At 71.2% G+C, this 24,910-nt stretch carries 27 protein-coding genes; 16 read left to right on the forward strand and 11 right to left on the reverse strand.

Going from position 1 to position 24,910, the window contains the following annotated elements:
* The first annotated feature begins 145 nt into the window (after nt 1-145).
* Complete coding sequence (locus ACH4TL_RS26850; RefSeq protein ID WP_398320178.1) at nt 146-1,288, forward strand: glycosyltransferase family 4 protein; 1,143 nt, start codon at nt 146-148, stop codon at nt 1,286-1,288.
* Nucleotides 1,289-1,349: 61 nt separating this feature from the next.
* Here ACH4TL_RS26850 and ACH4TL_RS26855 read toward each other — a convergent pair whose 3' ends face one another.
* A complete protein-coding gene (locus ACH4TL_RS26855; protein WP_398320175.1) occupies nt 1,350-3,149 on the reverse strand; it encodes an AMP-dependent synthetase/ligase in 1,800 nt (599 codons plus the stop codon).
* 252 nt (nt 3,150-3,401) lie between these two features.
* On the opposite strand from ACH4TL_RS26855, the gene ACH4TL_RS26860 reads away from it, so the two are divergent.
* The 6 genes from ACH4TL_RS26860 (at nt 3,402) to ACH4TL_RS26885 (ending at nt 8,627) form a co-directional block, all read left to right on the forward strand.
* Nucleotides 3,402-4,172 (forward strand): metallophosphoesterase, encoded by a 771-nt coding sequence (locus ACH4TL_RS26860; RefSeq protein ID WP_398320172.1) that lies wholly within the window; start codon nt 3,402-3,404, stop codon nt 4,170-4,172.
* Between the two features lie 66 nt (nt 4,173-4,238).
* The gene (locus tag ACH4TL_RS26865; RefSeq protein ID WP_398320169.1) at nt 4,239-4,676 is read left to right on the forward strand and encodes an SRPBCC family protein; all 438 of its coding nucleotides are present in this window, start codon (nt 4,239-4,241) and stop codon (nt 4,674-4,676) included.
* Between the two features lie 121 nt (nt 4,677-4,797).
* Nucleotides 4,798-6,219: an ArsA family ATPase gene (locus ACH4TL_RS26870; RefSeq protein WP_398320166.1), complete on the forward strand. Its 1,422-nt coding sequence runs from the start codon at nt 4,798-4,800 to the stop codon at nt 6,217-6,219.
* Nucleotides 6,220-6,362: 143 nt separating this feature from the next.
* A complete protein-coding gene (locus ACH4TL_RS26875) occupies nt 6,363-6,842 on the forward strand; it encodes a DUF5304 domain-containing protein (protein ID WP_398320163.1) in 480 nt (159 codons plus the stop codon).
* Between the two features lie 57 nt (nt 6,843-6,899).
* Entirely contained in the window at nt 6,900-7,841 is a 942-nt protein-coding gene (locus ACH4TL_RS26880; protein ID WP_398320160.1) for an ROK family glucokinase, read from the forward strand.
* 15 nt (nt 7,842-7,856) lie between these two features.
* Nucleotides 7,857-8,627 carry an endonuclease/exonuclease/phosphatase family protein gene (locus ACH4TL_RS26885; protein WP_398320157.1) on the forward strand — a complete coding sequence of 257 codons (771 nt, stop codon included), beginning with the start codon at nt 7,857-7,859 and terminating at the stop codon, nt 8,625-8,627.
* 8 nt (nt 8,628-8,635) lie between these two features.
* Here the strand turns inward: ACH4TL_RS26885 and ACH4TL_RS26890 are convergent, their stop codons facing one another.
* The gene (locus ACH4TL_RS26890; RefSeq protein ID WP_398320154.1) at nt 8,636-9,388 is read right to left on the reverse strand and encodes a hypothetical protein; all 753 of its coding nucleotides are present in this window, start codon (nt 9,386-9,388) and stop codon (nt 8,636-8,638) included.
* On the reverse strand, nt 9,381-10,196 hold the full coding sequence (locus ACH4TL_RS26895) for an alpha/beta hydrolase (protein WP_398320151.1): 816 nt from the start codon (nt 10,194-10,196) through the stop codon (nt 9,381-9,383). Before ACH4TL_RS26895 ends, ACH4TL_RS26890 begins: the two co-directional genes overlap by 8 nt.
* 126 nt (nt 10,197-10,322) lie before the next feature.
* Between ACH4TL_RS26895 and ACH4TL_RS26900 the strand changes: the two genes are divergently transcribed.
* The 4 genes from ACH4TL_RS26900 (at nt 10,323) to ACH4TL_RS26915 (ending at nt 14,296) form a co-directional block, all read left to right on the forward strand.
* Nucleotides 10,323-11,105 (forward strand): lysophospholipid acyltransferase family protein, encoded by a 783-nt coding sequence (locus tag ACH4TL_RS26900; RefSeq protein ID WP_398320672.1) that lies wholly within the window; start codon nt 10,323-10,325, stop codon nt 11,103-11,105.
* A gap of 66 nt (nt 11,106-11,171) precedes the next feature.
* Nucleotides 11,172-12,407 carry a MacS family sensor histidine kinase gene (macS, locus tag ACH4TL_RS26905; protein WP_398320669.1) on the forward strand — a complete coding sequence of 412 codons (1,236 nt, stop codon included), beginning with the start codon at nt 11,172-11,174 and terminating at the stop codon, nt 12,405-12,407.
* Nucleotides 12,404-13,102: a response regulator gene (locus ACH4TL_RS26910; RefSeq protein ID WP_398320148.1), complete on the forward strand. Its 699-nt coding sequence runs from the start codon at nt 12,404-12,406 to the stop codon at nt 13,100-13,102. The genes macS and ACH4TL_RS26910 overlap by 4 nt, the downstream gene beginning before the upstream one ends.
* A gap of 165 nt (nt 13,103-13,267) precedes the next feature.
* A complete protein-coding gene (locus ACH4TL_RS26915; protein ID WP_398320145.1) occupies nt 13,268-14,296 on the forward strand; it encodes a 6-phosphofructokinase in 1,029 nt (342 codons plus the stop codon).
* A gap of 51 nt (nt 14,297-14,347) precedes the next feature.
* Here ACH4TL_RS26915 and ACH4TL_RS26920 read toward each other — a convergent pair whose 3' ends face one another.
* On the reverse strand, nt 14,348-15,091 hold the full coding sequence (locus ACH4TL_RS26920; protein WP_398320142.1) for a TetR/AcrR family transcriptional regulator: 744 nt from the start codon (nt 15,089-15,091) through the stop codon (nt 14,348-14,350).
* 157 nt (nt 15,092-15,248) lie between these two features.
* Here ACH4TL_RS26920 and ACH4TL_RS26925 point away from each other — a divergent pair, with 157 nt between their 5' ends.
* Nucleotides 15,249-16,712, forward strand: coding sequence for a serine hydrolase domain-containing protein (locus tag ACH4TL_RS26925; protein ID WP_398320139.1), 1,464 nt, complete (start codon nt 15,249-15,251; stop codon nt 16,710-16,712).
* Nucleotides 16,713-16,951: 239 nt separating this feature from the next.
* On the opposite strand, the gene ACH4TL_RS26930 is transcribed toward ACH4TL_RS26925, so the two are convergent.
* The 4 genes from ACH4TL_RS26930 to ACH4TL_RS26945 all read right to left on the reverse strand — a co-directional run bounded on the left by ACH4TL_RS26930 (nt 16,952) and on the right by ACH4TL_RS26945 (nt 20,342).
* The gene (locus tag ACH4TL_RS26930) at nt 16,952-18,871 is read right to left on the reverse strand and encodes an anthranilate synthase family protein (protein WP_398320136.1); all 1,920 of its coding nucleotides are present in this window, start codon (nt 18,869-18,871) and stop codon (nt 16,952-16,954) included.
* A 98-nt stretch (nt 18,872-18,969) separates the two neighbouring features.
* Nucleotides 18,970-19,026, reverse strand: a complete 57-nt coding sequence (locus ACH4TL_RS26935) for a trp operon leader peptide (RefSeq protein WP_106516695.1) — start codon at nt 19,024-19,026, stop codon at nt 18,970-18,972.
* A gap of 15 nt (nt 19,027-19,041) precedes the next feature.
* Complete coding sequence (locus ACH4TL_RS26940; RefSeq protein WP_398320133.1) at nt 19,042-19,578, reverse strand: hypothetical protein; 537 nt, start codon at nt 19,576-19,578, stop codon at nt 19,042-19,044.
* Nucleotides 19,579-19,754: 176 nt separating this feature from the next.
* Nucleotides 19,755-20,342 carry a Uma2 family endonuclease gene (locus ACH4TL_RS26945; RefSeq protein WP_398320130.1) on the reverse strand — a complete coding sequence of 196 codons (588 nt, stop codon included), beginning with the start codon at nt 20,340-20,342 and terminating at the stop codon, nt 19,755-19,757.
* A 386-nt stretch (nt 20,343-20,728) separates the two neighbouring features.
* Between ACH4TL_RS26945 and ACH4TL_RS26950 the strand changes: the two genes are divergently transcribed.
* Complete coding sequence (locus ACH4TL_RS26950) at nt 20,729-21,019, forward strand: hypothetical protein (protein WP_398320127.1); 291 nt, start codon at nt 20,729-20,731, stop codon at nt 21,017-21,019.
* A 39-nt stretch (nt 21,020-21,058) separates the two neighbouring features.
* Here the strand turns inward: ACH4TL_RS26950 and ACH4TL_RS26955 are convergent, their stop codons facing one another.
* Together ACH4TL_RS26955 and ACH4TL_RS26960 are read right to left on the reverse strand one after the other, a co-directional pair.
* Nucleotides 21,059-21,238, reverse strand: coding sequence for a DUF397 domain-containing protein (locus ACH4TL_RS26955; RefSeq protein WP_398320124.1), 180 nt, complete (start codon nt 21,236-21,238; stop codon nt 21,059-21,061).
* The gene (locus ACH4TL_RS26960; RefSeq protein WP_398320121.1) at nt 21,222-22,007 is read right to left on the reverse strand and encodes a helix-turn-helix domain-containing protein; all 786 of its coding nucleotides are present in this window, start codon (nt 22,005-22,007) and stop codon (nt 21,222-21,224) included. The genes ACH4TL_RS26955 and ACH4TL_RS26960 overlap by 17 nt, the downstream gene beginning before the upstream one ends.
* 113 nt (nt 22,008-22,120) lie before the next feature.
* Between ACH4TL_RS26960 and ACH4TL_RS26965 the strand changes: the two genes are divergently transcribed.
* From ACH4TL_RS26965 to ACH4TL_RS26975, 3 genes are all read left to right on the forward strand, one after another.
* Nucleotides 22,121-22,525: an ATP-binding protein gene (locus ACH4TL_RS26965; RefSeq protein ID WP_398320118.1), complete on the forward strand. Its 405-nt coding sequence runs from the start codon at nt 22,121-22,123 to the stop codon at nt 22,523-22,525.
* Nucleotides 22,526-22,590: 65 nt separating this feature from the next.
* Nucleotides 22,591-23,940: a class II 3-deoxy-7-phosphoheptulonate synthase gene (locus ACH4TL_RS26970; protein WP_398320115.1), complete on the forward strand. Its 1,350-nt coding sequence runs from the start codon at nt 22,591-22,593 to the stop codon at nt 23,938-23,940.
* A gap of 130 nt (nt 23,941-24,070) precedes the next feature.
* Entirely contained in the window at nt 24,071-24,304 is a 234-nt protein-coding gene (locus ACH4TL_RS26975; RefSeq protein WP_398320112.1) for a bacterioferritin-associated ferredoxin, read from the forward strand.
* 4 nt (nt 24,305-24,308) lie between these two features.
* On the opposite strand, the gene bfr is transcribed toward ACH4TL_RS26975, so the two are convergent.
* Nucleotides 24,309-24,788, reverse strand: coding sequence for a bacterioferritin (gene bfr, locus ACH4TL_RS26980; RefSeq protein ID WP_398320109.1), 480 nt, complete (start codon nt 24,786-24,788; stop codon nt 24,309-24,311).
* Nucleotides 24,789-24,910 lie beyond the last annotated feature (122 nt).

The following is a 24,910-nucleotide window of genomic DNA, read 5'->3' on the forward strand; positions in this document are numbered from 1 at the left end:
ACCGGGCCGCACCCGGCAACGAAACCCCGAGCCCAGTAGGGCTGCCCGGCTCCGGCGCCGAGGTCCGGGGTCCGGGGTCCGGGGCGGGTAGGGGCGGGGTGGGGACAGAACCGGCGGGCCACCACCGCACGGTACTGTCGGCGCGATGGACAAGACCCTGCTCGTGACGAACGACTTCCCGCCCCGCCCCGGCGGCATCCAGGCGTTCCTGCACAACATGGCCCTCCACCTGGACCCGGAGCAGATCGTCGTCTACGCCTCCACCTGGAAGCGCGGAGCGGAAGGCACCGAGGCCACCGCGAGGTTCGACGCCGAGCAGCCGTACCCCGTCATCCGCGACCGTACGACGATGCTGCTGCCCACGCCCCGCGTCACCCGCCGCGCGACCGAGCTGCTGCGCGAGCACGGCTGCCGCTCGGTGTGGTTCGGGGCGGCGGCCCCGCTCGGGCTGATGGCGCCCGCGCTGCGCAAGGCGGGGGTCGAACGCGCGGTGGCGACCACGCACGGCCACGAGGCGGCCTGGGCCCAGCTCCCGGCCTCCCGCGCGCTGCTGCGCCGGATCGGCGAGGGGACGGACACGATCACGTACCTCGGCGAGTACACCCGCTCCCGCATCGCCGCCGCGCTCACCCCTGAGGCCGCCGACCGGATGGTCCAACTGCCGCCGGGGGTGGACGAGAAGACGTTCCACCCGGGCTCGGGCGGAGAGGCGGTCCGGGCCCGGCTGGGGCTGGCGGGGCGGCCCGTCGTGGTGTGCGTGTCGCGGCTGGTGCCGCGCAAGGGGCAGGACACGTTGATCGAGGCGATGCCGCACATCCTGAAGCGGGTCCCGGACGCGGTGCTGCTGATCGTCGGGGGCGGCCCGTACAGCAAGGATCTGCACCGCCTCGCGGAGACGACGGGCGTGGCCGGATCCGTACGGTTCACCGGTCCGGTGCCGTGGGAGGAGCTGCCCGCCCACTACGGCGCGGGCGACGTGTTCGCCATGCCGTGCCGTACGAGGCGCGGCGGGCTGGACGTCGAGGGCCTGGGCATCGTCTATCTGGAGGCGTCAGCGACGGGGCTCCCGGTCGTCGCCGGGGACTCGGGCGGCGCACCGGACGCGGTGCTGGAGGGCGAGACCGGCTGGGTGGTGCCGGGCGGTTCCGCGGAGCAGTGCGCGGAGCGGATCGTGGTCCTGCTGAAGGACGAGGCGCTGCGCCGCAGGATGGGCGAGCGGGGCCGGGCCTGGGTCGAGGAGCGCTGGCGGTGGGACCTGCTGGCCGACCGGCTGCGGTCGTTGCTGTAGTTGCTGTAAAAGAGAAGAGCCCGGGGCCGCACGGGCCCCGGGCTCGACCAGGAACAACGGCTCAGCGCCCGCCGTACAGCGCCTCGATCTCCGGCGCGAAATCCTTCGCCACCACATTCCGCTTCAGCTTCAGCGACGGCGTCACATGCCCCGAGTCCTCGGTGAACTGCTTCGTCAGCACCCGGAACTTCCGCACGGACTCCGCCTTCGAGACCGCCGCGTTGCCGTCGTCCACGGCCGTCTGGATCTCGGCCAGCAGATCGGCGTCCTCGCACAGGTCGGCGGCGGTCGCGTCGGCCGGTTTGCCGTGTTCGGCGGCCCAGCGGGGCAGGAACTCCTCGTCCAGGGTGATCAGCGCGCCCACGAACGGGCGGCCGTCGCCGACGACCATGCACTCGGCGACCAGGGCGTGCGCCCGGATGCGGTCCTCGATCACCGCGGGGGCGACGTTCTTGCCGCCCGCGGTGATGATGATCTCCTTCTTGCGGCCGGTGATGGTGAGGTAGCCGTCCTCGTCGAGGGTGCCGACGTCCCCGGTGTGGAACCAGCCGTCGGCCAGCGCCTCGGCCGTCGCCGCCTCGTTGTTCCAGTACTCCGTGAACAGATGGTCGCCGTGCAGCATCACCTCGCCGTCGTCGGCGATGCGCACCACCGTGCCCGGCATCGGCTGGCCGACCGAGCCGATCTTCTGCCGGTCCCACGGGTTGAAGGTGGTGGCCGCGCAGGACTCGGTCAGCCCGTAGCCCTCCAGCACGGTGAAGCCGATGCCCCGGTAGAAGTGGCCGAGCCGCTCGCCCAGCGGGGCGCCGCCGGAGATGGCGTGGGTGGCGCGGCCGCCGAGGGCGGCGCGCAGCTTGCTGAAGACCAGCCGGTCGAAGACCCGGTGCTTGAGCCGGAGCCCGAAGGACGGACCGGCCGGGGTGTCCAGCGCCTTGCTGTAGGCGATGGCGGCGTCGGCGGCCTTGTCGAAGATCTTTCCCTTGCCCTCGGCCTGGGCCTTCGCCCGCGCCGAGTTGAAGACCTTCTCGAAGACGCGCGGCACGCCCAGCACCAAGGTCGGCTGGAAGGCGGCCAGTTCATCGGTGAGGGTCTTGATGTCCGAAACATGGCCGAGTTTGATCGGTGCCAGGACCGCGCAAATCTCCACCAACCGCCCGAAGACGTGCGCCTCCGGCAGGAACAGCAGCACGGAGGACTCGCCGGTGGAGAAGATCGGCTTGAGCCGGGCCACCGCGTTCCCGCATTCGGCGAAGAAGCTGCGGTGCGACAGGACGCAGCCCTTGGGGCGGCCGGTGGTGCCCGAGGTGTAGACGATGGTCGCGGGGGAGTCCGCGGTGGCGAGCGAGGAGCGCTCGTCCACCGTCTCGTCCTTGACGTCCGAACCCAGGCTCCCCAGCGTCCCGATCGCGTCGTCCTCGATCTGCCAGACGTGCTTGAGGCCGGGCAGGGTGTCCCGCACGGACTCCACGGCCGCCTCGTGCACCCCGGTCTCCACGACGACCGCGACCGCGCCCGAGTCGCTGAGGATCCACTGCACCTGCTCCGGCGAACTCGTCTCGTACACCGGCACGGTGACGGCGCCCGCGCTCCAGATGGCGAAGTCCAGCAGCGTCCACTCGTAGCGGGTGCGCGACATCAGCCCGACCCGGTCGCCCGGCGACACCCCGGCCGCGATCAGGCCCTTGGCGGCGGCCCGCACCTCGGCCAGGAAGTCCGCCGCGGTGACGTCCTCCCACCGACCGCCGACCTTGCGGCCGACCACCGCCACATCCGGGTGCTGCGCCGCGTTGCGTTGGATGAGGTCCGTCAGATTGCCGTCGGCCGGAACCTCGTACAGGGCCGGAAGGCTGAACTCGCGCAAGACTGCTGCTCCTCGTGGGCGCCGGCGCCGCTACAGGGCAATGGGGGGTGCTGGACTGCCCGGACGTTACCCATCGGTATGGCTGTGGGATAGGGGTTTCCGTACAGATGTTTTATGCGTCACACACCGCCTTCGAGTTGCCCGCACACTAGCCGACGGCCGCCGGGGCCCGGGAGGAACCGCAGGTGGACGCGGGTCACTGCGAACGGAACACCTTACGGACGGATGGTCACAGGTCTTAGGGTGACACGCATGCGAGTCCACGTGGTGAGTGACGTGCACGGGAACAGCCAGGATCTGGAGAAGGCCGGGGACGGGGCCGACGCCCTGATCTGCCTCGGTGACCTGGTCCTCTTCCTCGACTACGCCGACCACTCCCGCGGCATCTTCCCCGACCTCTTCGGCGTCGAGAACGCCGACCGCCTGGTCGAACTCCGCACCGCCCGCCGCTTCGAGGAGGCCCGTGAGCTGGGCAACCGGCTCTGGGACGGGCTCGACCGCAACGCGGCCATCGAGTCCGCGGTACGCAAGCAATACGCCGAACTGTTCGCCGCTTTCCCGGCCCCGACGTACGCCACCTACGGCAATGTCGACATCCCCGCACTCTGGCCGGAATACGCCCAATCCGGCACCACGATCCTCGACGGTGAGCGGGTCGAGATCGGCGGTCTCGTCTTCGGCTTCGTCGGCGGGGGCCTGCGCACCCCGATGCGCACCCCGTACGAGATAGACGACGAGACCTACGCCGCGAAGATCGCGGCGCTCGGCGGCCGGAGCGACGTGGACGTGCTGTGCACCCACATCCCGCCCGACGTGCCGGACCTCTGCTACGACACCGTCGCCCGCCGCTTCGAGCGCGGCAGCGCCGCGCTGCTGGACGCGATCCACACCCTCCGCCCCCGCTACTCGCTTTTCGGCCATGTCCACCAGCCGCTCGCCCGCCGCATGCGGATCGGCGCCACCGAATGCGTCAACGTCGGACACTTCGCCTCCACCGGGACCCCCTGGAGCCTGGAGTGGTGACCCACCCGCGATAGCCTTCACCGGCAGACACCCCATGCGGCGGACCGGTACGGAGGAGCCACGGCGATGGCGGAACACACCAGCTCGAGCATCACGATCGAGGCGGCACCGGCCGACGTGATGGAGGTGATCGCCGACTTCGACCGCTACCCGGAGTGGTCCGGTGAGGTGAAGGAGGCCGAGATCCTCACCAAGGACGAGCAGGGTCGCGGCGAGCAGGTGCGGATGGTGCTCGACGCCGGGGCGATCAAGGACGACTACACGCTCCAGTACACCTGGAGCGGCGACAAGGTCAGCTGGTCCCTGCTCAAGTCCCAGATGCTGCGCACCCTCGACGGCTCCTACAGCCTGGCCGTGCGGGACGGCGGCACCCGCACCGAGGTGACGTACCAGCTCACCGTGGACGTCAAGATCCCCATGCTCGGCATGATCAAGCGCAAGGCCGAGAAGGTCATCATCGACCGCGCGCTCGCGGGCCTGAAGAAGCGCGTCGAGGCCGCGTAACGCCGTTTCGGCGCGCGGCCGCCACCGGGCGGGAGCGGGCCTGCGGCGGGGTACGCTCCGGCGGGGCGGCCACCGGGAGCCGCACCGCACACCCACGCAACCCCTGCCGGAGGCTCCTTTCATGCGTACGGTCCTCGTCACCGGTACGGGCGGCGCGGGCCGCACCACCGTGGCCGCCGCGACCGCCCTCGCCGCCGCCCGCGAGGGACAGCGCACCCTGCTGCTCACCGCGGACCGGGACGGCACGCCCGAGGCGCTGCTCGGCATCGGCCCGCTGCGCGGCGCGCCCGGCGGCAGTGCCGAGCGGCTTCCGTGGTCCGTCCCCGTCGCGCTGGCCCCCGGGCTGTGGGCCGCCCGCGTCGTCACCGAGGAGTGGTTCCGCGACGAGCTGGCCGCCCTCCAGGACCGCGGCCGCGGCGTGCTCGACATGCTCGGCTCGTCCCCGCTGGACGGCGAGGAGCTGACCGCGCTCCCCGGGATCGAGTCGATCGCCCTGCTGCGCGCGCTGCGCGTCGCCCAGACCGCGCCGCCCGGCACCGGCTGGGACGTCCTCGTGGTCGACCTGCCGCCGGCGCCGGAGACCATCGCCCTGCTCGCCCTGCCCGAACAGCTGCGCCGCTATCTGCGGCGGCTGCTGCCCGCCGAGCGGCAGGCGGCCCGCGCGCTGCGGCCGATGCTGGCGCAGCTGGCCGGGATGCCGATGCCCGCGCAGAAGCTGTACGAGACGGCCGAGCGCTGGGAGCAGGACCTGGCCGCCGTCCAGGACGTGCTGGAGTCGGAGGCCACGACCGTGCGGCTGGTGGTGGACCCCGGGCCGCTCACCGACCGCGCGCTGCGCACCGCCCGCGCCGGGCTGGCGCTGCACGGCTGCCGGGTGGAGTCGGTCGTCGCCAACCGGCTGCTGCCCACCGGCACCCCCGACCCCTGGCTGGGGGCTCTGTCCGGGCAGCAGCAGGCGGCGCTGAAGGACCTGTACGAGCAGTGGGCACCGGCCGTGCCGGTCCGCGAGCTGCCGCATCTGGGCCGTGACCCGCAGGGCCTCGGCGACGCCGCCGACAGCGGCCCCGCCGACAGCGGCCCCGGCGACAGCGGCCTCGGCGACGGCGGTCCGGACGACAGCGGTCCCGATGACGCGTCCGGCGACGGCGGTCCCGGTGTCGTCTCCGGAGTGATCTCCGGCGTGGTGGTCTCCGGCGCGGGCGGCGCCCCCCGCCCGGCCGCCGGTCTCGCCGCGCTGGCCGGTCCCGTCGGTCCGCCCGACCCCCGGCCCGACTGCCCGGCGGCCGACCCGTGGAGCGTCGAGGACCGGCTGGCCGACGAGGGCGTGCTGCTGTGGCGGCTGCCGCTGCCCGGCGCCGACCGGGACGGGCTGAACCTGGTCCGGCGCGGTGACGAACTGATCGTCACCGTCGGACCGTTCCACCGCGTGCTGCCGCTGCCGTCCGCGCTGCGCCGCTGCACGGTCTCCGGGGCCGGGCTGCGCGACGGCCACCTCCAGGTCCGCTTCACCCCGGACCCCGACCTGTGGCCCAGGCGCCCCTGACCCGCTCCGGTACGCCCGCTTCCGTACGCCCCTCCGGAGCCAGCCTCGGGCTCTGACTGGGGGCCGTCGTTCCGGTAACGTCGAGAGCAAGCCCGGTTGAACGAACGGCCGGGCAGCCAGCCTCCCCGCCGCAGGAGTTCGCCATGAGCGATGCCACCGAGCGCCCCGCCGACACCGGCACCGACGTACCGGTCACCGAGATCGACCCCGACGCCTGGGAGCGCGCCTGCGCCGAGGACCTGGCCGCCGAGAAGGCCCGGCGGAAGGCGCGGGAGCGTGGCGAGGGGCATGAGGAGCCGGGCAGCGCCGCCGAGGAGCTGCGCAAGCTGGCCGACGCCGTCGCGGAGAAGCTGGCCGGGATGCAGACCCCGCTCGCCGGTACGGCGGTCGAAGGGGCCGTACAACAGTTGATCGCAGGGGCGAAGGCGGCCGTCGAGCCGGTCATAGAGCGCAATCCCGACGTATTCGAGCATCTCGCCAGCGCCGGGAGTGAGCTGCTCGCCGCCTACCGGGCCGCCGTGACGGGCCAGGAGCAGCGTTGGACCCAGCGCGACGACAGTGGCGGCGCCTCGCGCGGGGACGAAGGTCAGAGTTCGAGTAGTGAACACATCGACCTCGATTGAGCGCTAACTCCGGTACCGTTAGCCATGGCGGGGTTCGACCAAATAACTGAGGGACTCATGGGACTCACCATCGGCGTCGACATCGGCGGTACCAAGATCGCGGCTGGCGTGGTCGACGAAGAGGGCTCGATTCTCGAAACGAGCAAGGTGCCGACCCCGCCGACCCCCGAGGGCGTCGTCGACGCCATCGCGGACGCGGTGCGCAAGGTCAGCACCGGTCATGACGTCGAGGCGGTCGGCATCGGCGCGGCCGGTTACGTGGACGACAAGCGCGCCACCGTGCTCTTCGCGCCCAACATCAACTGGCGGCACGAGGCGCTGAAGGACAAGGTCGAGCAGCGCGTCGGCCTGCCCGTCGTCGTGGAGAACGACGCGAACGCGGCAGCGTGGGGCGAGTACCGGTTCGGCGCCGGGGCGGGCCATGACGACGTCGTGTGCATCACCCTCGGCACCGGCCTCGGCGGCGGCATCATCATCGGCGGCAAGCTGCACCGCGGCCGCTTCGGCGTCGCGGCCGAGTTCGGCCACATAAGGGTCGTCCCCGACGGTCTGCTGTGCGGCTGCGGCAGCCAGGGCTGCTGGGAGCAGTACGCCTCGGGCCGTGCCCTGGTGCGTTACGCCCAGCAGCGCGCCAACGCCACCCCGGAGAACGCGGAGCTGCTGCTCGGCCTCGGCGACGGCACCCCGGAGAACATCCAGGGCAAGCACATCAGCGACGCCGCCCGTCAGGGCGACCCGGTCGCCATCGACTCCTTCCGTGAGCTGGCCCGCTGGGCCGGGGCCGGGCTCGCCGACCTCGCCTCGCTCTTCGACCCCTCGGCGTTCATCGTCGGCGGCGGGGTCTCCGACGAGGGCGATCTCGTCCTGGAGCCGATCCGCAAGTCGTTCCGCCGCTGGCTGGTCGGCAACCAGTGGCGGCCGCACGCCCAGGTGCTCGCCGCCCAGCTCGGCGGCAAGGCGGGGCTGGTCGGCGCCGCCGACCTCGCCCGCCAGGGCTGAGGCCGAGGGGCCGGGGTGCTCGCGGATCTGCCCGCCTCCACCACCGGCCCTGACGCGGCCGTGGTGCGGGTGCTCAGCTACAACGTCCACTCGCTGCGCGACGACCGCGAGGCGCTGGCCCGGGTGATCCGGGCCTGCGCCCCCGACGTCGTCTGCGTCCAGGAGGCGCCGCGCTTCTTCCGCTGGCGCAAGGCCGCCGCCTGGCTGGCCCGGGAGACCGGCCTCCTCTACGCCACGGGCGGGGCCACCGCCACCGGCCCCATGATCCTCACCTCGCTGCGCGCCCAGGTCGAGCGCGCCGAGGACGTCCTGCTGCCCCACATCCCCGGGCTGCACCGGCGCGGCTTCGCCACCGCCGTGCTGCGGTTCGGCGGCGGGCACCGAGGCGCCGACGGCGTCTTCCGGCTCGGCGTCGTCAGCTGCCATCTGAGCCTGGCCGCGGCCGAGCGCTACGACCAGGCCGGGATGCTGCTGGACCGGGTCGCCGGGCTCGACGTGCCGTACGCCGTCGCCGCCGGGGACATCAACGAGCAGCCCGACGGCCGCGCCTTCCGCCGCATCGCCGGGACGCTGCGGGACGGCTGGACGACCGAGCCGTGGGGGAGCGAGGCCACGTTCGACCCGGGCGATCCGCGCCGCCGCATCGACGCGCTGTTCGCGTCCGACGGCATCGAGATCATCGGCTGTGGGGTGCCGTACGGGCTGCCCGGCGTCAGCGACGCCGATCTGCGGGCGGCCACGGACCACCTTCCGGTCCTGGCCGCGCTCCGGCTGCCCAGGGTCTAGCTCAGACGTCAGACGACGGCGCCCCGGCCCGGGTCGTCGTCCTCCTCGTCGTCGCTCTCCTTCATCCGCAGCACCAGCGTGACGAAGCCGCCCAGGAAGCCGCCGACGCCCAGCGTCGCGATCCACCAGACCATCTCCACCTGGAACAGCACCACGCCGAGCAGCAGCAGCGGCCCGCCCAGCACGCCCAGCCAGGCGAACCGGGACGTGGTGTCGGACTCGGGCAGCGGCGGCGGCTCGGGCGGGACGAAGTGGTCCTCGTCGGTCTCGTCGAAGTCGCTGTCGGAGGGCTCGGCGGCATCCCAGTCGCGCGGGCCCACGCCCGGCGCGTACACGATGAAGCTGCCGACGGGCTTGTCGCCCTTGTCGGCCTTGTTCCCCTCGTCGCCCTGCTCGCCCTTGGCGGCCTTCTCGGCCTTCTCGGTCTTGGTGAGGGCGTCCGGGGCGGCCGCGCCCCTGCGGTCGTCCTCGACGTCGGGGTCGAAGTCGTCCTCGAACCGCTCGTCCAGCTCGTCCAGCGGGTCGTCACGGCGGGAATCGTCACGGCGCAGGTCGTCGCCGCGCAGGTCGTCCCGGCCGGAGTCCTCACGGCGGGCGTCCTCGCGGCCCCACTTCTCCGTCAGGTCGTCGGCGACGGGCCACCGCTCCGCGCCCGGCGGGTCCGGCGGCTCCTCCCCGTACGCGGCGACGATCGCCGCGAAGGCGGCATCGTCGTCCCGGCGCGCCCCCGCCCCGTTCTCGTTCGAATCGCGCTCAGCCACTGGCCGCCGCCCCCTCCTTCCCGCCGACGTCCCCGGAATCCGTCCCGGTGTCCTCTCCCATACCCGCCGTCAACCGGGTGATGAACGTGTCCGTCTCCTCGAAGATGAACTCGGCGTCGTAGTCCAGCGTCGCCACGTGGTAGCTGCGCTCCAGCAGCCGCTCGGTGACGTCCCGGGACGAGACCTGGCTCAGGATGCGCTCGGAGTCGGCGGGCGGCACCACGTGGTCCTGCGGGCTGTGCATCACCAGCAGCGGCTGGGTCACCTGCGGCAGTTCGGCGTCCACCAGCCGGTAGAAGCGGCGCATCGAGTGCACGGCGTGCAACGGCATCCGGTCGTATCCCCATTCCTGGGAACCCGGCTTGGCGATGTCACTCGCGATTCCCTTGACGGAGGGCACCAGATGACGCAGCACCGGGAGCGCCACGGCCAGCGGATCGTGGATCCGGTTGGCCGGGTTCACCACGACGAGACCACTGATCTCCGCGCCGTGCTGGGCGGCCAGCCGCAGCGCGAGCGCGCCGCCCATCGACAGCCCGCAGACGAAGACCCGGGCGCACCGCTCGCGCAGCGCCCGCAGCTCCCGGTCGACCTCGGCGTACCAGTCCTGCCACCCGGTGACCGCGAGGTCCTGCCAGCGGGTCCCGTGGCCGGGGAGCAGGGGGAGCGAGACGGTGAGTCCGCGCCGGGCCAGATGCTCGGCCCAGGGGCGCACCGACTGCGGGGAACCGGTGAAGCCGTGACAGACGAGGACGCCGATCTCTCCGCCGTCGTGGCGGAACGGCTCGGCTCCGGGGAGGAGCGGCACCACGGATCTCCGTTCGGTGGTGAAGCGGTCAACGGGACCTCAGCGTACGCGGCGCGCCGGACCTGGGGTAGGCAGGTTAAGGTCTCCTCGTCGGATACAGGAGGTTCTCGGTTGTTCTACGGCGCAATGAAGCTGTCGGTGGGTGGGACGTTGAAGCTCGCCTTCCGGCCCTGGGTTGAGGGACTGGAGAACGTCCCCGCCGAGGGGCCGGCCATTCTCGCGAGCAACCACCTGTCCTTCTCCGACTCCTTCTTCCTGCCCGCGATGCTCGACCGGAAGGTCACCTTCATCGCCAAGCAGGAGTACTTCACCACTCCGGGGATCAAGGGCAGGCTGACCGCGGCGTTCTTCAAGGGCGTCGGCCAGCTGCCGGTGGACCGCTCGGGCAGCCGGGGCGCGGGCGAGGCCGCGATCAAGGCCGGGATCGAGGTCATCAAGCGCGGTGAGCTGTTCGGCATCTATCCGGAGGGCACGCGCTCACCGGACGGCCGCCTCTACCGCGGCAAGCCCGGCGGCCTGGCGCGGGTCGCGCTGGCGACGGGCGCACCGGTGATCCCGGTCGCGATGATCGACACCGAGAAGATCCAGCCGCCGGGCAAGGTCATGCCCAAGCTGATGCGTCCCGGCATCAAGATCGGCAAGCCGCTGGACTTCAGCCGCTACCACGGCATGGACGGCGACCGCTTCATCCTGCGCTCGGTGACCGACGAGGTCATGTACGAGATCATGAAGCTGTCCGGCCAGGAGTACGTCGACATCTACGCGACCGCCGCCAAGCGGCAGATCGCGGACGCGGAGGCGGCCCGCAAGCAGGCCGAGAAGTCCGAGAAGGCCACCGAGAAGGGCACGGACAAGGGCACGGACAAGAGTACGGACAAGAGTACGGACAAGGACAAGACCGGGGCGTAACGTCGCGCCGGACCCGGGGGTGGGGGGAAGTTGGCGCTGCCGTCCAAGCGCGAGCGTGTCGTACGCATGTCCGTGGAGCAGCCGCTGTGGCAGGCGCTGACCGCCTACCGGGTGCTCACGCTGGTCTACGCGCTCTGCCTCTTCGTCTACTCCTTCCACGACTACGACCGTCCGCTCGGCGCCGGCGCGTACATGGCGGTGCTGACCGTGTGGACGGCGCTCACCTTCCGCATGGTCTCCTCCGCCGAGCGCTGCACCCGGCGCTTCCTGATCGGCGACCTGGCGGTGGCCATCACCGGCATCCTGCTCACCCCGCTGGTCGACAACCACGACCGGATCGTCGAGGGCACTCCGACGCTGCCCTCCATATGGACGGCGGGCGCGGTCCTCGGCTTCGCCATCAAGGGCGGCTGGCGGTGGGCCGCGTGGGCGTCGACCGTCGTGTGCGCGGCCAACATCATCGAGCGCGGCGGCTTCGCCCAGGACACCGTCCACATGCTGATGCTGGTGTGGGTGGCGAGCGTGGCCATCGGGTACGTCGTGGAGGTCGCCCGCGCCAGTGAACGCACCCTGGAACGCGCGCTGCGCATCGAGGCGGCGACCCGGGAGCGTGAGCGGCTGGCCCGGGACATCCACGACAGCGTGCTCCAGGTGCTGGCCATGGTGCAGCGCCGGGGCGCCGCGATCGGTGGCGAGGCGGCCGAACTGGGCCGGATGGCGGGGGAGCAGGAGGTCGCGCTGCGGTCGCTGGTGGCCACCGGCCTGGTCACCCCGCCGCGCGGTGCGGCTGACGCCCGTACGGACGCCGCCGACGAGGCATCGCTGCCCGAACCCGACCTCGCTGCCGCCCAGCCCGATCCCCGCCTGCCCGAGGACAGCGCCGAACCGTGCGATCTGCGGGCCCTGATCGCCCCGCACGCCGGATCCCGGGTCACCTTCTCCGAACCGGGCGCCCCGGTGGTCCTCCCGGCGGCCGCGGCGGGGGAGTTGGCGGCCGCTGTCGGTGCCGCGCTGGACAATGTACGGGTGCACGCGGGGGAGGCGGCCCGGGCGTGGATCCTGCTGGAGGACGAGCCGGGCGCGGTGATGGTCACCGTACGGGACGACGGGCCCGGCATCCCCGAAGGCAGGCTCGCCGACGCCGAGCGGGAAGGGCGGCTCGGCGTCGCCCTGTCGATCCGGGGGCGGCTGCGCGACCTCGGCGGCACCGCCGAGTGGATCTCGGCGCCGGGTCAGGGCACCGAGGTGGAACTGACCGTTCCGAAGCCCGTGGCGACGATGAAAGGGACGACTGCGCGATGACCGACGACGACCGGGAAGCCGAGCGGCCGGTGGAACGGCCGGTGACGGTGATGGTGGTGGACGACCACCCGATGTGGCGCGACGCCGTCGCCCGCGATCTGTCCGAGGCCGGGTTCGACGTGGTGGCCACCGCGGGGGACGGCCCGCAGGCGGTCCGCCGGTCCAAGGCCGCCGAGCCCGACGTCCTGGTGCTCGACCTCAACCTGCCCGGGCTGCCCGGCGTCGAGGTCTGCAAGGAGGTCGTCGCCGCCCACCCCAAGCTCCGGGTGCTGGTGCTCTCCGCGAGCGGTGAGCACGCGGACGTCCTGGAGGCGGTCAAGTCCGGCGCCACCGGCTATCTGGTGAAGTCGGCCAGCACCGAAGAGCTGACCGACGCGGTGCGCCGTACCGCCGTCGGGGACGCCGTGTTCACCCCGGGCCTCGCGGGTCTCGTACTCGGCGAGTACCGGCGGCTCGCCAGCGAGCCCGCCCCCGCCACCGCCGACCAGCCGGTCGCCCCCCAGCTCACCGAGCGGGAGACGGAGGTGCTGCGGCTGGTGGCCAAGGGGCTGTCGTACAAGCAGATCGCCGAGCGCCTGGTGATCTCCCACCGGACCGTGCAGAACCACGTCCAGAACACCCTGGGCAAGCTTCAGTTGCACAACCGGGTGGAGCTGGTGCGGTACGCCATCGAGGCGGGTCTGGACGACGCCTGAGTCCCGTCGCCGGCCCGTCCGCTCGAACGGGTGAACTTCCGCCCCAACTCCCTTGGCAGACGCGGGAATCACTTTCCGCCCCATCCCCTGTGACCTGGATCACCGTTAGCGTGGCCCCGTACCGGGCCCAATCTCGGGATTTCAGCGACAGAAGGGATGAAAAGGATGCGGGTCGGAGTGCTGACCGGTGGCGGTGACTGCCCCGGGCTCAACGCGGTCATCCGCGCCGTCGTGCGCAAGGGCGTGAAGGAATACGGCTACGACTTCGTCGGCTTCCGGGACGGCTGGCGCGGTCCCCTCCAGAACGACACCGTTCCCCTCGACATCCGCGCGGTACGCGGCATCCTGCCGCGCGGAGGCACCATCCTCGGCTCGTCCCGCACCAACCCCTTCAACAGCGAGGACGGCATCCGCCGGGTCAAGGACACCCTGGCCAAGCAGGAGGTCGACGCGCTCATCGCCATCGGCGGCGAGGACACCCTCGGCGTCGCCGCCCGGCTCTCCGGCGACTACGGCATTCCCTGCGTCGGCGTCCCCAAGACCATCGACAACGACCTCTCCGCCACGGACTACACCTTCGGCTTCGACACGGCGGTGAACATCGCGACGGAGGCCATCGACCGCCTCCACACCACCGCCGAATCCCATATGCGGGTGCTGGTGGTGGAGGTGATGGGCCGCCATGCGGGCTGGATCGCCCTCCACGCCGGTCTCGCGGGCGGCGCCAACGTCATCCTCATCCCTGAGCAGCGCTTCGACGTCGACCGCATCTGCGCATGGGTCGAATCCCGCTTCAAGATCCGCTACGCGCCGATCGTGGTCGTGGCGGAGGGCGCGATGCCGAAGGACGGCGACGCGGTCCTGAAGGACGACTCGACGGACTCCTTCGGCCACGTCCGGCTCTCCGGCATCGGGGAATGGCTGGCCAAGGAGATCGAGCGGCGCACGGGCAAGGAGGCCCGTACGACCGTCCTGGGCCACGTCCAGCGGGGTGGCACCCCCAGTGCGTTCGACCGCTGGCTGGCCACCCGCTTCGGTCTGCACGCGATCGATGCCGTGCGGGACGGCGACTTCGGCAAGATGGTCGCCCTGCGCGGCACCGACATCGTCCGGGTCCCCCTGGCCGACGCGACGGCCCGCCTCAAGACGGTGGACCCGTCCCTGTACGCCGAGGCCGAGGTCTTCTTCGGCTGAGCCCGCTGCTCCCCGCCGGGGCGCCGCCCCCGGCGGGGAGCAGCGCGGTCGCTACCGCAGCCGGGTCTCCAGGCCGTCCAGCACCCGCTCCAGCCCGTAGCGGAACGTCTCCTCGCGCGCCGCCTGCGGGTCCTTGCCCCGTTGCTCCGCGTAGCCCTCGCGCAGGCGGGGGTATGCCTCGGCCGCTTGCTCCGCGGCGGGCCAGAGGCGTTCCATCCACTCCCGTTCGTCTTGGCCGCTGCGGGCCAGGACCGTCAGCCAGGCGGCCTCGCTGGTCGCCATGCCCGTGACGTACCCGAGAACCGTCGCCACCGCCTGGTCCGCCTCGTCCACCACGAGTCCCGCCGTCGTGAACAGGCTCAGCATCCCCTCGGAGAGGCGCATCCAGTTGGGGCCCAGGTACGACAGGCCCATCTCGCCCAGCACCGAGGCGATCCACGGATGGCGCAGCATCGTGGCGCGGAGGCTGTGCGCACAGTGCGCCGCGTCCTCGCGCCAGCGCGCCGCGGCCATGGTCTCCGGCACCTCGATCTCGCCGTAGATCTCGTCCACGGCCAGCTCGATCAACTCGTCCTTGTTGGCCACGTGCCGGTACAGCGACGTCGCCCCCGCGCTCAGCCGCTGCCCGAGCTTGCGCATGCTGAGCGCGTCAATGCCCTCCGAGTCCAGCAGGCGTACCGCCTCGACGACGATCTGCTCCCGGCTCAGCGCCGGCTGCTCCCGTTTGCCCCGCGGTCGTGTCCACACCGACGGAAGCATCTGCTCCGGTGAAGGGGGCGGGGCCGGAGACGGCATGGGTGCTTCCTCCTCCTCATGGGGTGCGTACCTCCGGTGAGCGTAGTGGACACCATGCGCGAATGCGTACACACTCCGTACCTTGCGCACAGCTCGCGCTGCTGCGTACAGTGTGCGCATCAACGGGAACGCCGTACGCATCATCGAAGGAGAGGTCATGTCGCAGACCGAGAAGCGCGAGGTCACCTGGGACGCCGAGGGCAACTGGGAGGCCGGCGGTGACTGGGGGGTGCGCGACTCGCGGGGACGAGCCTTCCACCTGGGCAAATGGCAGGCCCGGCTCGACCGGTTACGCGAGGCCCACCACGTGCCGGGCGCCACCCTGGCCGTTCTCAGCCACGGCCGGCTGTACGAGATGGCGAGCGGTGTCCTTCACCGGGGGACCGGAGTGGAGGCGACCACCGACTCCGTCTTCCAGCTCGGTTCGCTCGCCAAGACCTACACGGCCACCCTCGTCATGCAGCTCGTGGACGAGGGGAAGCTCGACCTCGACGCGCCGGTCAAGGAGGTCCTGCCCGACTTCGCCGTCGGCGACCCCGTCGCCACCGAGACCATCACCACCCGCCAACTGCTCTCCCACACCAGCGGCCTCACCTGCGACTTCACCTACGACTCCGGACGCGGCGACGACTGCCTCGCCCGGTACGTCGAGGCCGCCAAGGACGTCGGGCTCGACTGCCCCACCGGCACGGCGGTCTCGTACAGCAGCCTCGGGTACAACGTGCTCGGCCGGATCGTTGAGGTCCTCACCGGGCTCACCTGGGACGAGGCCCTCAAGGAACGGCTGGTCGCGCCCCTCGGACTCACCGGGACCATGACCCTGCCGGAGGAGGCGCTCGCGCACCGCGCGGCGATGGGGCACCTAGGGGAGCTGGGGCAGGACCCCGAGCCCGCACCGGCCTGGGATCTGATGCCCCGGTCGGCGGGGCCGTACGGACGGGTCCTCGCGACCGCCGGGGACACCGCGCGGTTCGCGAAGATGCACCTCGACGGCGGTATCGCCGGGGACGGCACCCGGCTGCTCACCCCGGACAGCGTGCGCGCGATGCATCGGCGCGAGGTCGACGTCCCGGACAAGTGGACGGTCAGCGCGGACGGTTGGGGCCTGGGGTGGACGCTCTACGACTGGTCGGGCACCGCCGGGTTCGGGCATGACGGGGCCTCCATCGGGCAGTACGGCTTCCTGCGGGTGGTGCCGGAGTCGGATGTCGTGCTCGTCCTGCTCACCAACGGAGGGGACGCGCGCCGGCTGTACGAGGAGCTGTTCACCGCGTTGCTGCGCGATCTCGCCGGGGTGCGGATGCCGGAGCCGTTCGGGCCGCCCGCCGAACCGCCCGCCGTGGACATCACGCCGCTGACCGGCACGTACCTGCGGGAGGGCGTGCGCATCACCGTCAGCGGGGAGGGTGCGAAGGGGCACCTGGTGTACGAGTTCGTCGACGGGATGAAGGACTTCTCGCCGCCGCTGGAGATGGACCTCGTGCCCGTGGCGCCGAACGTCTTCGCGGGTCCCGGTTCCGGGGCGTACAGCGCGGACTGGATGCCGGTGGTCTTCTCGACCCTCGCCGACGGCACCGGATGCGTCTACATAGGCATGCGCGCGGCCCCGAAGACGGCATGAGCCCGGCCGCCCCCGCCCCGCCGGGGATGCCGGCGCGGCCCAGCCTCTCGGGGCATGCCCCTTCCTCCAGGGCGTATCCCTCAGCCCATTCATGGCGCACCCCCAGGCGGCACCTCCCAACCCCCCACAGGGTGCCCCCGCCCTCTCCGGCGTTTGAGGAGCGGGGGGTTTGGGGGCGGAGCCCCCACCCGGGGGCCGGGGCGGAGCCCCGGGGCGGGAAGGGGCGGGGTGGGGAACAGTCAGACGCGGACCGCCGCCAGCAGCTCCGCCACCAGCCCCACCCCACCCCGCGACAGCACCGACTCCGGGTGGAACTGCACCCCCGCGAACCCAGGCCCGCGCAGCGCATGCACATCCCCCGTCGACGGGTCGCGGCTCAACTCCACCCGGTGCATCGCCAACTCCGCCTCCACCCCCTCATCGCACCGCGCGGTAAACGTGTTGTAGAACCCCACCGTCTCCTCCCGCCCGAAGAAGTCGATCCGCTCCTGCGCCCCCTGGAACGGCACATCCTTGCGCACGATCTCCAGCCCCAGCTCCGCCGCGAGAAGCTCGTGCCCCAGGCACACCCCGAGCAGCCCGTGCCGGTGCCCGGCCACCAACTCGGCCGCCAGCCCCCGCAGGAACCGCATCTTCACGTCCGTCACATCCAGCGGATCGCCCGGCCCGGGGCCCAGCACGACCGGCCCCTCGTGCGCGAGCGCGGCCTCCCGGACGCCCGGCTCGTCGTACCGCCGCACGGTCACCGTCAGCCCGGCCGTCCGCAGCAGATGCGCGAGCATCGCCGTGAACGTGTCCTCGGCGTCGATCACCAGCGCGTGCCCGGACAGCAGCCCCTCGGCCGACTGCATCCGCAGCCAGAACGGCGCCAGGTCCGCCCGCCGCGCGTCCAGCGCCGCCCGTACCCGCGGATCGTCCGCGAGCCGAGTCCCGGCGCCCCCGGAACCGGACCGTACGGGCGCGGCTCGCACACCCAGCGCGGTCAGCACCCCGGCCGCCTTGGCGTGCGTCTCGGCGACCTCGCCGCGCGGGTCGGAGTGGCGCACCAGCGTCGCCCCGACCGGCACCCGCAGCGCGCCACCGCCGTCGATGTCGGCGGTGCGGATGAGGATCGGCGAGTCGAGAGTCTGCGCGCCCCCGCCGTCCCGCCCGATGAGCGCGAGCGCCCCCGCGTAGTACCCCCGCCCACCCGGCTCGTACCGCTCGATCACGCGGCACGCGTTCTGCACCGGCGACCCGGTGACCGTCGCGGCGAACATCGTCTCCCGCAGCACCTCCCGCACGTCCAGCGAGGACCGCCCCCGCAGCTCGTACTCGGTGTGCGCGAGGTGCGCCATCTCCTTGAGCCGGGGCCCGACCACGACGCCGCCCATGTCGCCGACGGTGCACATCATCTTCAGCTCCTCGTCCACGACCATGGACAGCTCCTCCACCTCCTTGGGGTCGTGCAGGAACTCCAGCAGCCCGTCCGCCGACGCCCCGCCCTCCGGATAGCGGTACGTCCCGCTGATCGGGTTCATGACGACCGTGCCCCCGGACATCCGTACGTGCACCTCCGGGCTGGCCCCGACCAGCGTCCGCCCGCCGTCCAGCCGTACGACGTACGTCCAGTACGCGCCCCGCTCACCCGCGAGCAGCCGCCGGAAGAGCGCGAGCGCGTCGGTACTCGCGAAGCCCGGGATCTCCCCCTCGAAGGTCCGCCGGATGACGAAATTGGCTCCCTCCCCGGTGCCGATCTCGTCCTCGATGACCCGGCTCACGATGTCCGCGTACGCGTCGTCGCCGACGTCGAAGCGCCCGCCCTCGACCCGCACGGCGTGCGCGGGCAGCGCCTCCAGCAGCTCGGCGAGCGGCAGCGCGTACGTGGTCTCGGGCCGCAGCACGGCCAGCGGCGTCCCGTCGTCCCGTACGTCGAACCCGCGCTCCCGGATCTGCCGGAACGGCACCAGCGCGAGCGCGTCGCTCACCGGACCGCCGCCCTCCGGCGCCCCGGTCGGCAACGGGATGTCGGTCAGCCGCTCGACCTCGTCGGCCGGGCCGATCAGCACCTCGACGGTGTCGGCGGCATGCCCTGGCGTACGGCGGTGCAGCAGGGCGAAGGGCGGGCAGTCGTCGGAGAGCAGCCGGGCGACGACGGCCTGAGCGTCTGCGTTGTGCATGGCGGGATCGTTGTTCCTTCCGGAGAGGAGGAACGACCCGCGGAAACGCCGAAGGCCGCCCCTCGGGCGGCCTTCGCGTGTGTCTGGGTGCGCGCGATTCAGTGGGCCGCCGGATGAGCGGTCCACCACCAGGTCATGGTCAGTCGCGCGAACATGTGCAGGACTCTACCTCAGTTCCACGGGTTCGCAGGCTGGTCGTTGATCGCCGCCCAGAAGCGGGTGCCGTCCGGGACATAGCCGTACGCCCAGAAGGACCAGCCACCGCTGGCCTCCAGGTTCGCGCCGTACCGGCCGTCGTGGAACTCGGCCATCCGCCAGTCCGCGCCGTAGTACTGCGCACACACGGCGTCCGCCGCGGCCCGGCTGGTCAGCGACTTGCCCAGCACGGGCGGCGTCGCGGCCACGGTGCCGCGGGCCCAGCCCGCGTAGAAGTCCGGCGTGATCCCGCTGGGCACCGCGCTGCCGTTGATTCTCAGGCACAGCATGGGGAGCGTCGCGGTGGCGGCGGTGTCGCCGTTGTACGCGTCGGTCGCGGCGTCGGCGCCGACCCGCACCGTGCCGTTGCCCTTGGCGAGCACGGTCCACGTCATCCCGGACGGGATGGCGGAGGAGTCCGCCTGCGCGGGCGCGGCGGCGTTGAGCGACATCAGCACGAGCGAGGCGGCGGCCGCGAAGGCGGCGGCGCTGCGGCGGAGCAACTTCCTCATAGGGCACTCCTTCGGCTGGACGCACCGGCCACGGGGCGGGCCGGTCACCCGAACAGCGTCCGAGGAGCGCACGGTTCCATCGCGCTTTCTTCACGGCATGGCCGTAAGTGGCCGAGGGATGCCCGAACGTCCGTTCTTGCGCGACGCGTCCCGCGTGTGCTTGGTACGGACCTTTGTTACGCGGAGCGCCTGCCGACGGAGGTGAGGTCGATGTCGAGGGTGAACGGCGTCGTGACCTTGAGCTGGTTGTGATGGATGCCGGTCAAGGAGAAGCCTTCCGTGGCCGGGTCGCGCTCGTAGACGTAGACCACGGTGCGCCCCTTGTCGTTCTCCACCCGCCAGTAGTGCTGGATGCCCGCCTTCGCGTACTTCCGGGGCTTGGTGTCGCGGTCCCGCTCCTCCGAGTCCGGCGACACGGCTTCGACAGCCAGCGCGACGTCCTCCGGGAGGTAGTACGTGGACGGTTCGTCGCGCTCGTAGGCCTCGCTGGTCACCACGACGACGTCCGGTTCGGGAGCCTGGCGCTTGGCGAGCCGCACGGTCATCTCCCGGTCGGCCCGCAATCCGCCGGGGGCTTGCCGGTCCAGCTCCGCGACCAGCAGATTGATCACCCGGCTGTGCCATTTTTCTTGCGGGCTCACGAAGACGAGGCTCCCGTCGATGAGCTCGGTGTGCGGGGGAAGTCCGGGCAGCCGCAGCAGGTCCTCGGCGGTGAAGCCGCCGGGAGGCGGGATCACCCAGTCGGGCAGCGGCTCGGCACTCATGAGGACAGAGTACGCGGCAGAAGGGGCCGCAGGCGGGGAGAAATGCACCATCCTTCCCTTCCGCGTGTGTGGACGGTGTGGAGGCCGCCACCCCGGGTGTCGGGGGTGTCGGTGCGGGCGGTTACGTTACGGGGCCCGCGCATCGGTCTGATGCGCGATCATCACCATGCTCTTCAACGGGGAGAACCGCTCTGTCCACGAACGCACCGCCGCCCCACGGCCACAGCCCCTCCTACCCGGCGCAGCAGCCGTACCCGTACGGTCAGCCCCAGTACGGCCAGCAGCCGCCGTACGGCCAGCCCGCTCCGCCGCCTCCGCCCCGGCCGAGCCGCTTCGGCGGCCTCAGCCGTCAGACGAAGATCCGTCTGATCGCCATCCCGCTGGCCGTGATCGCCTACGGCATCTGGTACGCCGTGGGCGACCACGACACGTCCACCCCGGCCAACACGGACAGCAACAGCGCGTCCTCCGCCGAGGTCGGCGACTGCCTCCAGAACAAGGGCTCCGAGAGCGACCCGGACCTCACCATCGTGGACTGCGGTGGCGCCGCCGCGGACTACAAGGTGAAGCAGCGCGAGGTGCTGGACTACACCTGCGATCCGCAGTACGCCACGTACCAGTTGACGCGCAACGGCAGGCCGCAGTTCACGTTGTGCATGGAGCACGTCAGCAAGTGACGCGGTGTCCGTGACCGCCGCCCGCACGCCGGGTGGCGGTCACGGTCGTTTCAGGGCCGAGATGAAGTCACCGAAGGCGGCGGGGGAGAGGAGCAGGACGGGCCCGTCGGGGTTCTTGGAGTCGCGGACGGCCACCCGGCCGGGTATCTCGGCGATCTCCACGCATTCGCCTTGGTCGGCGCTGTAGCTGGACTTGCGCCACTCAGGACTGCGTTCCATAGCGTTCCTCCATCACGCGGGTGATCAGCTTGGCCGAGTCCTGGATGGACAGCGCGGCGGCCTGGAGGTGAGCGTAACGGAGCGTGCGGTCGGTGACGTCCTCCGGATTGGCGGTCAAGTGGCCGACTTCGTAATCCTCGCTGAAGGCGAGGTCCGGGCTATTGCGGAAGCGGAAGAGGCTGAACGCGCCCAGAAGTCCGGCGTGCGCGCCGGCGGCGAAGGGCAGCACCTGGATGTGCACCGACCGGTGGTCGCGGATCTCCAACAGATGGGCCAGTTGGTTTCGCATGATCTCCCGGCTGCCGACGATCTGATGCAGCGCGGCTTCGCCGAGAACCACCCAGATCAGCGCCGGATTCTGCCGCTCCAGGATGAGTTGACGATCCAATCGGTTCGCCAACCGGGCGTCGAGGCTGTCCTTGTGGAGGACGCCGAGTACCTCCCGTGCGTACTCCTTGGTCTGGAGACGACCGTGCACCACTGATGGTTCGAAGAAGTACGCCTGAGTGGCCTCCGCTTCTAGGTCGGCGATTTCCTGGGCCTGTAGCGGTACCTGGAAGCACAACGCCATCTCCAGCAGCCGCAGCAACGCACCCCCGGTGCCCAACGTGTCGTCGAGCTGCATTGTGAACCGCCGGGTAGGGATCTTCCTGGCGGTCTCGTACTGACCGACGAGCGAACCCGTGCAGTAGACCTTCCCGCCCAACTGATCCTGTGTGAGGCCCGCGGCCTCCCGGTACCGGCGTAACTCCGCGCCGAGGTGATGCATCGGAGACGTAGTCGGGTCCAGCTTTCGGATGTTCGGCATAGACAGCCCCCAACAACCAGCACGTTGTGTTCGCGAGGTAGCCCACGGTAATCGTCCGAATCCATCCTTGTGGCGTGAACGAAGACATTGCGTACCCGCCGCCCCACTACCACCTGAACTTCACCGCGCTGTCCGCGCACGCGGCCTGCCACATCCGCCGTATCGTCCGTACGTTCCTCGCCATGTGGGACATGCCGCACCTGGCCGAGCCCGCCGGGCTGGCCGTGACCGAACTCCTCGCGAACGTGATCAAGCACGTGCCGGACCGGAGCTGCACCGTGGTGCTCCTCGCACAGGAGGGGAAGCTGCGGGTCGAGGTGGGGGACGGCTCGGCCGCCGTGCCCGCGAAACGTGCGGCCGGGCCGTGGGACGAGAACGGGCGGGGGCTGGCGATGGTGGAGCTGGCCACGGACGCGTGGGGCGTGGAGCGGGACCCGGACCGACCAGGGAAGACGGTGTGGTTCGAGATCAAAGCGTGAGTCGGGGCGTCTCATACCGTGGGCGGCGGGCTGGACACGGATGAAGACCCCGTAACCTTGTCCGGGTGACCGTGAACGCTGAATCCCACGCCGGTGGCAACACCTGGCAGTCCCTTCCCGCGGCGCAGCAGCCTGACTGGCCGGACCAAGAGGCTCTGCGCGATGTCATCGCTGAGCTCGAGGCCTATCCGCCGCTCGTCTTCGCGGGCGAGTGCGACCAGCTGCGGCACCGTCTGGGGGCCGTGGCCCGGGGTGAGGCGTTTCTGCTCCAGGGCGGCGACTGCGCCGAGGCCTTCGACGGGGTCGGCGCCGACCAGATCCGCAACAAGCTGAAGACGCTCCTCCAGATGGGCGCCGTGCTGACCTACGCCGGGTCCGTCCCGGTGGTGAAGGTCGGCCGGATCGCCGGTCAGTACAGCAAGCCGCGCTCGAAGCCGACCGAGACCCGCGACGGGGTCACCCTGCCGACGTACCGCGGCGACTCCGTCAACGGTTTCGAGTTCACCGAGGCGGCCCGGATCCCGGACCCGCAGCGGCTGAAGCGGATGTACCAGGCGTCGGCGTCGACGCTGAACCTGGTCCGCGCCTTCACCACCGGCGGCTACGCCGATCTGCGGCAGGTGCACGCCTGGAACCAGGACTTCGTGAAGTCGTCCCCGTCGGGTCAGCGCTACGAGGCGCTGGCGCGCGAGATCGACCGGGCGCTGAACTTCATGAACGCCTGCGGGGTGGACCCGGAGGAGTTCAAGACCGTCGAGTTCTTCTCGTCGCACGAGGCGCTGATCCTGGCCTACGAGTCGGCGATGACCCGTACCGACTCGCGGACCGGCGACCTGTACGACGTGTCCGGCCACATGGTGTGGATCGGCGAGCGCACCCGGCAGCTGGACGGGGCGCACATCGAGTTCGCGTCGAAGGTCCGTAACCCGGTGGGCGTCAAGCTGGGCCCGACGACCACGCCGGAAGAGGCGCTGACGCTGATCGACAAGATCGACCCGGACCGGGAGCCGGGCCGCCTCACCTTCATCACGCGGATGGGCGCGGACAAGGTACGCGACAAGCTGCCGCACCTGGTGGAGAAGGTCACCGCGTCCGGTGCGCAGGTGGCGTGGGTGTGCGACCCGATGCACGGCAACACCTTCGAGGCCGCGTCGGGCCACAAGACGCGCCGCTTCGACGATGTGCTGGACGAGGTCAAGGGCTTCTTCGAGGTCCACAAGGAGCTGGGCACCCACCCGGGCGGCATCCACGTGGAGCTGACCGGTGACGACGTCACGGAGTGCGTGGGCGGTGGCGACGAGATCTTCGTCGACGATCTGCACCAGCGCTACGAGACGGCCTGCGACCCCCGGCTGAACCGCAGCCAGTCGCTGGACCTGGCGTTCCTGGTCGCGGAGATGTACCGGGACCAGTAACCCTGGCAGAGATCATTTACGCAGGTGGGGCGCGGATCACACATCGATCCGCGCCCCACGGCGTTGTAAGCCTCCGGCATGGAAGGTAAGGTAAGGGTTACCTTATTGATCAACGCTGGAGAGTCTGCCCGTGTACGTCTGCTCATGCTTCGGGATCACCGAGAAGCAGGTGCGCGAGCACGCCGCCACGGGCGCGTGCACACCGCGCCAGATCGCCGGTGCCTGCAAGGCGGGCACGGACTGCGGTTCCTGTGTACGCAAGATCCAGGCGCTGCTGGGCCGGGGCGCGTGCCCGCGCCGCGAGACCCCGCTCGAACCCGTCGTGCTCCCTGCCGCGGCGGTCGAGGCTGCCGAGGCGGCGTAGCGGGTCAGCTGCTCGGCTGCTCGATCTGCTGGGCGATGTAGAGCGCCTCGCCCAGTTTCTCGATCAGTTCGAGCTGGGTGTCGAGGTAGTCGATGTGCTCCTCCTCGTCGGCGAGGATGCTCTCGAAGATGTTGGCCGAGGTGATGTCGCCCTTGGACCGCATCAGCTCGATGCCGCGCTTGAGCCGGTCGATGGCCTCCAGCTCCACCTGGCGGTCGGCCTGGAACATCTCGGTGACCGTCTGGCCCACCCGGACGTGGAAGAGCCGCTGGTAATTGGGGAGACCGTCCAGGAGGAGGATGCGGTCGGTGAGCATCTCCGCGTGCTTCATCTCATCGAACGACTCCGACCGGGTGTAGGCCGCGAGCCGAGTCCAGCCATTGTTGTCCTGCATCTTCGAATGCAGGAAATACTGATTGATGGCCGTCAGCTCGCCGGTCAGCTGCTCGTTGAGAAATTCCAGAACCTCGGGGTCGCCCTGCATCGAAGGGGCTCCTTCCCGTCAGAAGGGGGAATGCCAGGTTCCGGGCATCGTTGCATCGTCGCAGCTAGGGCGTCCAGCAAGGGCACGCTTAGTGCGCGTTGCCCCGGCGCCGCACGGCCCTG

This window comes from Streptomyces sp. NPDC021115 (assembly GCF_044333065.1).
GTDB lineage: Bacteria > Actinomycetota > Actinomycetes > Streptomycetales > Streptomycetaceae > Streptomyces.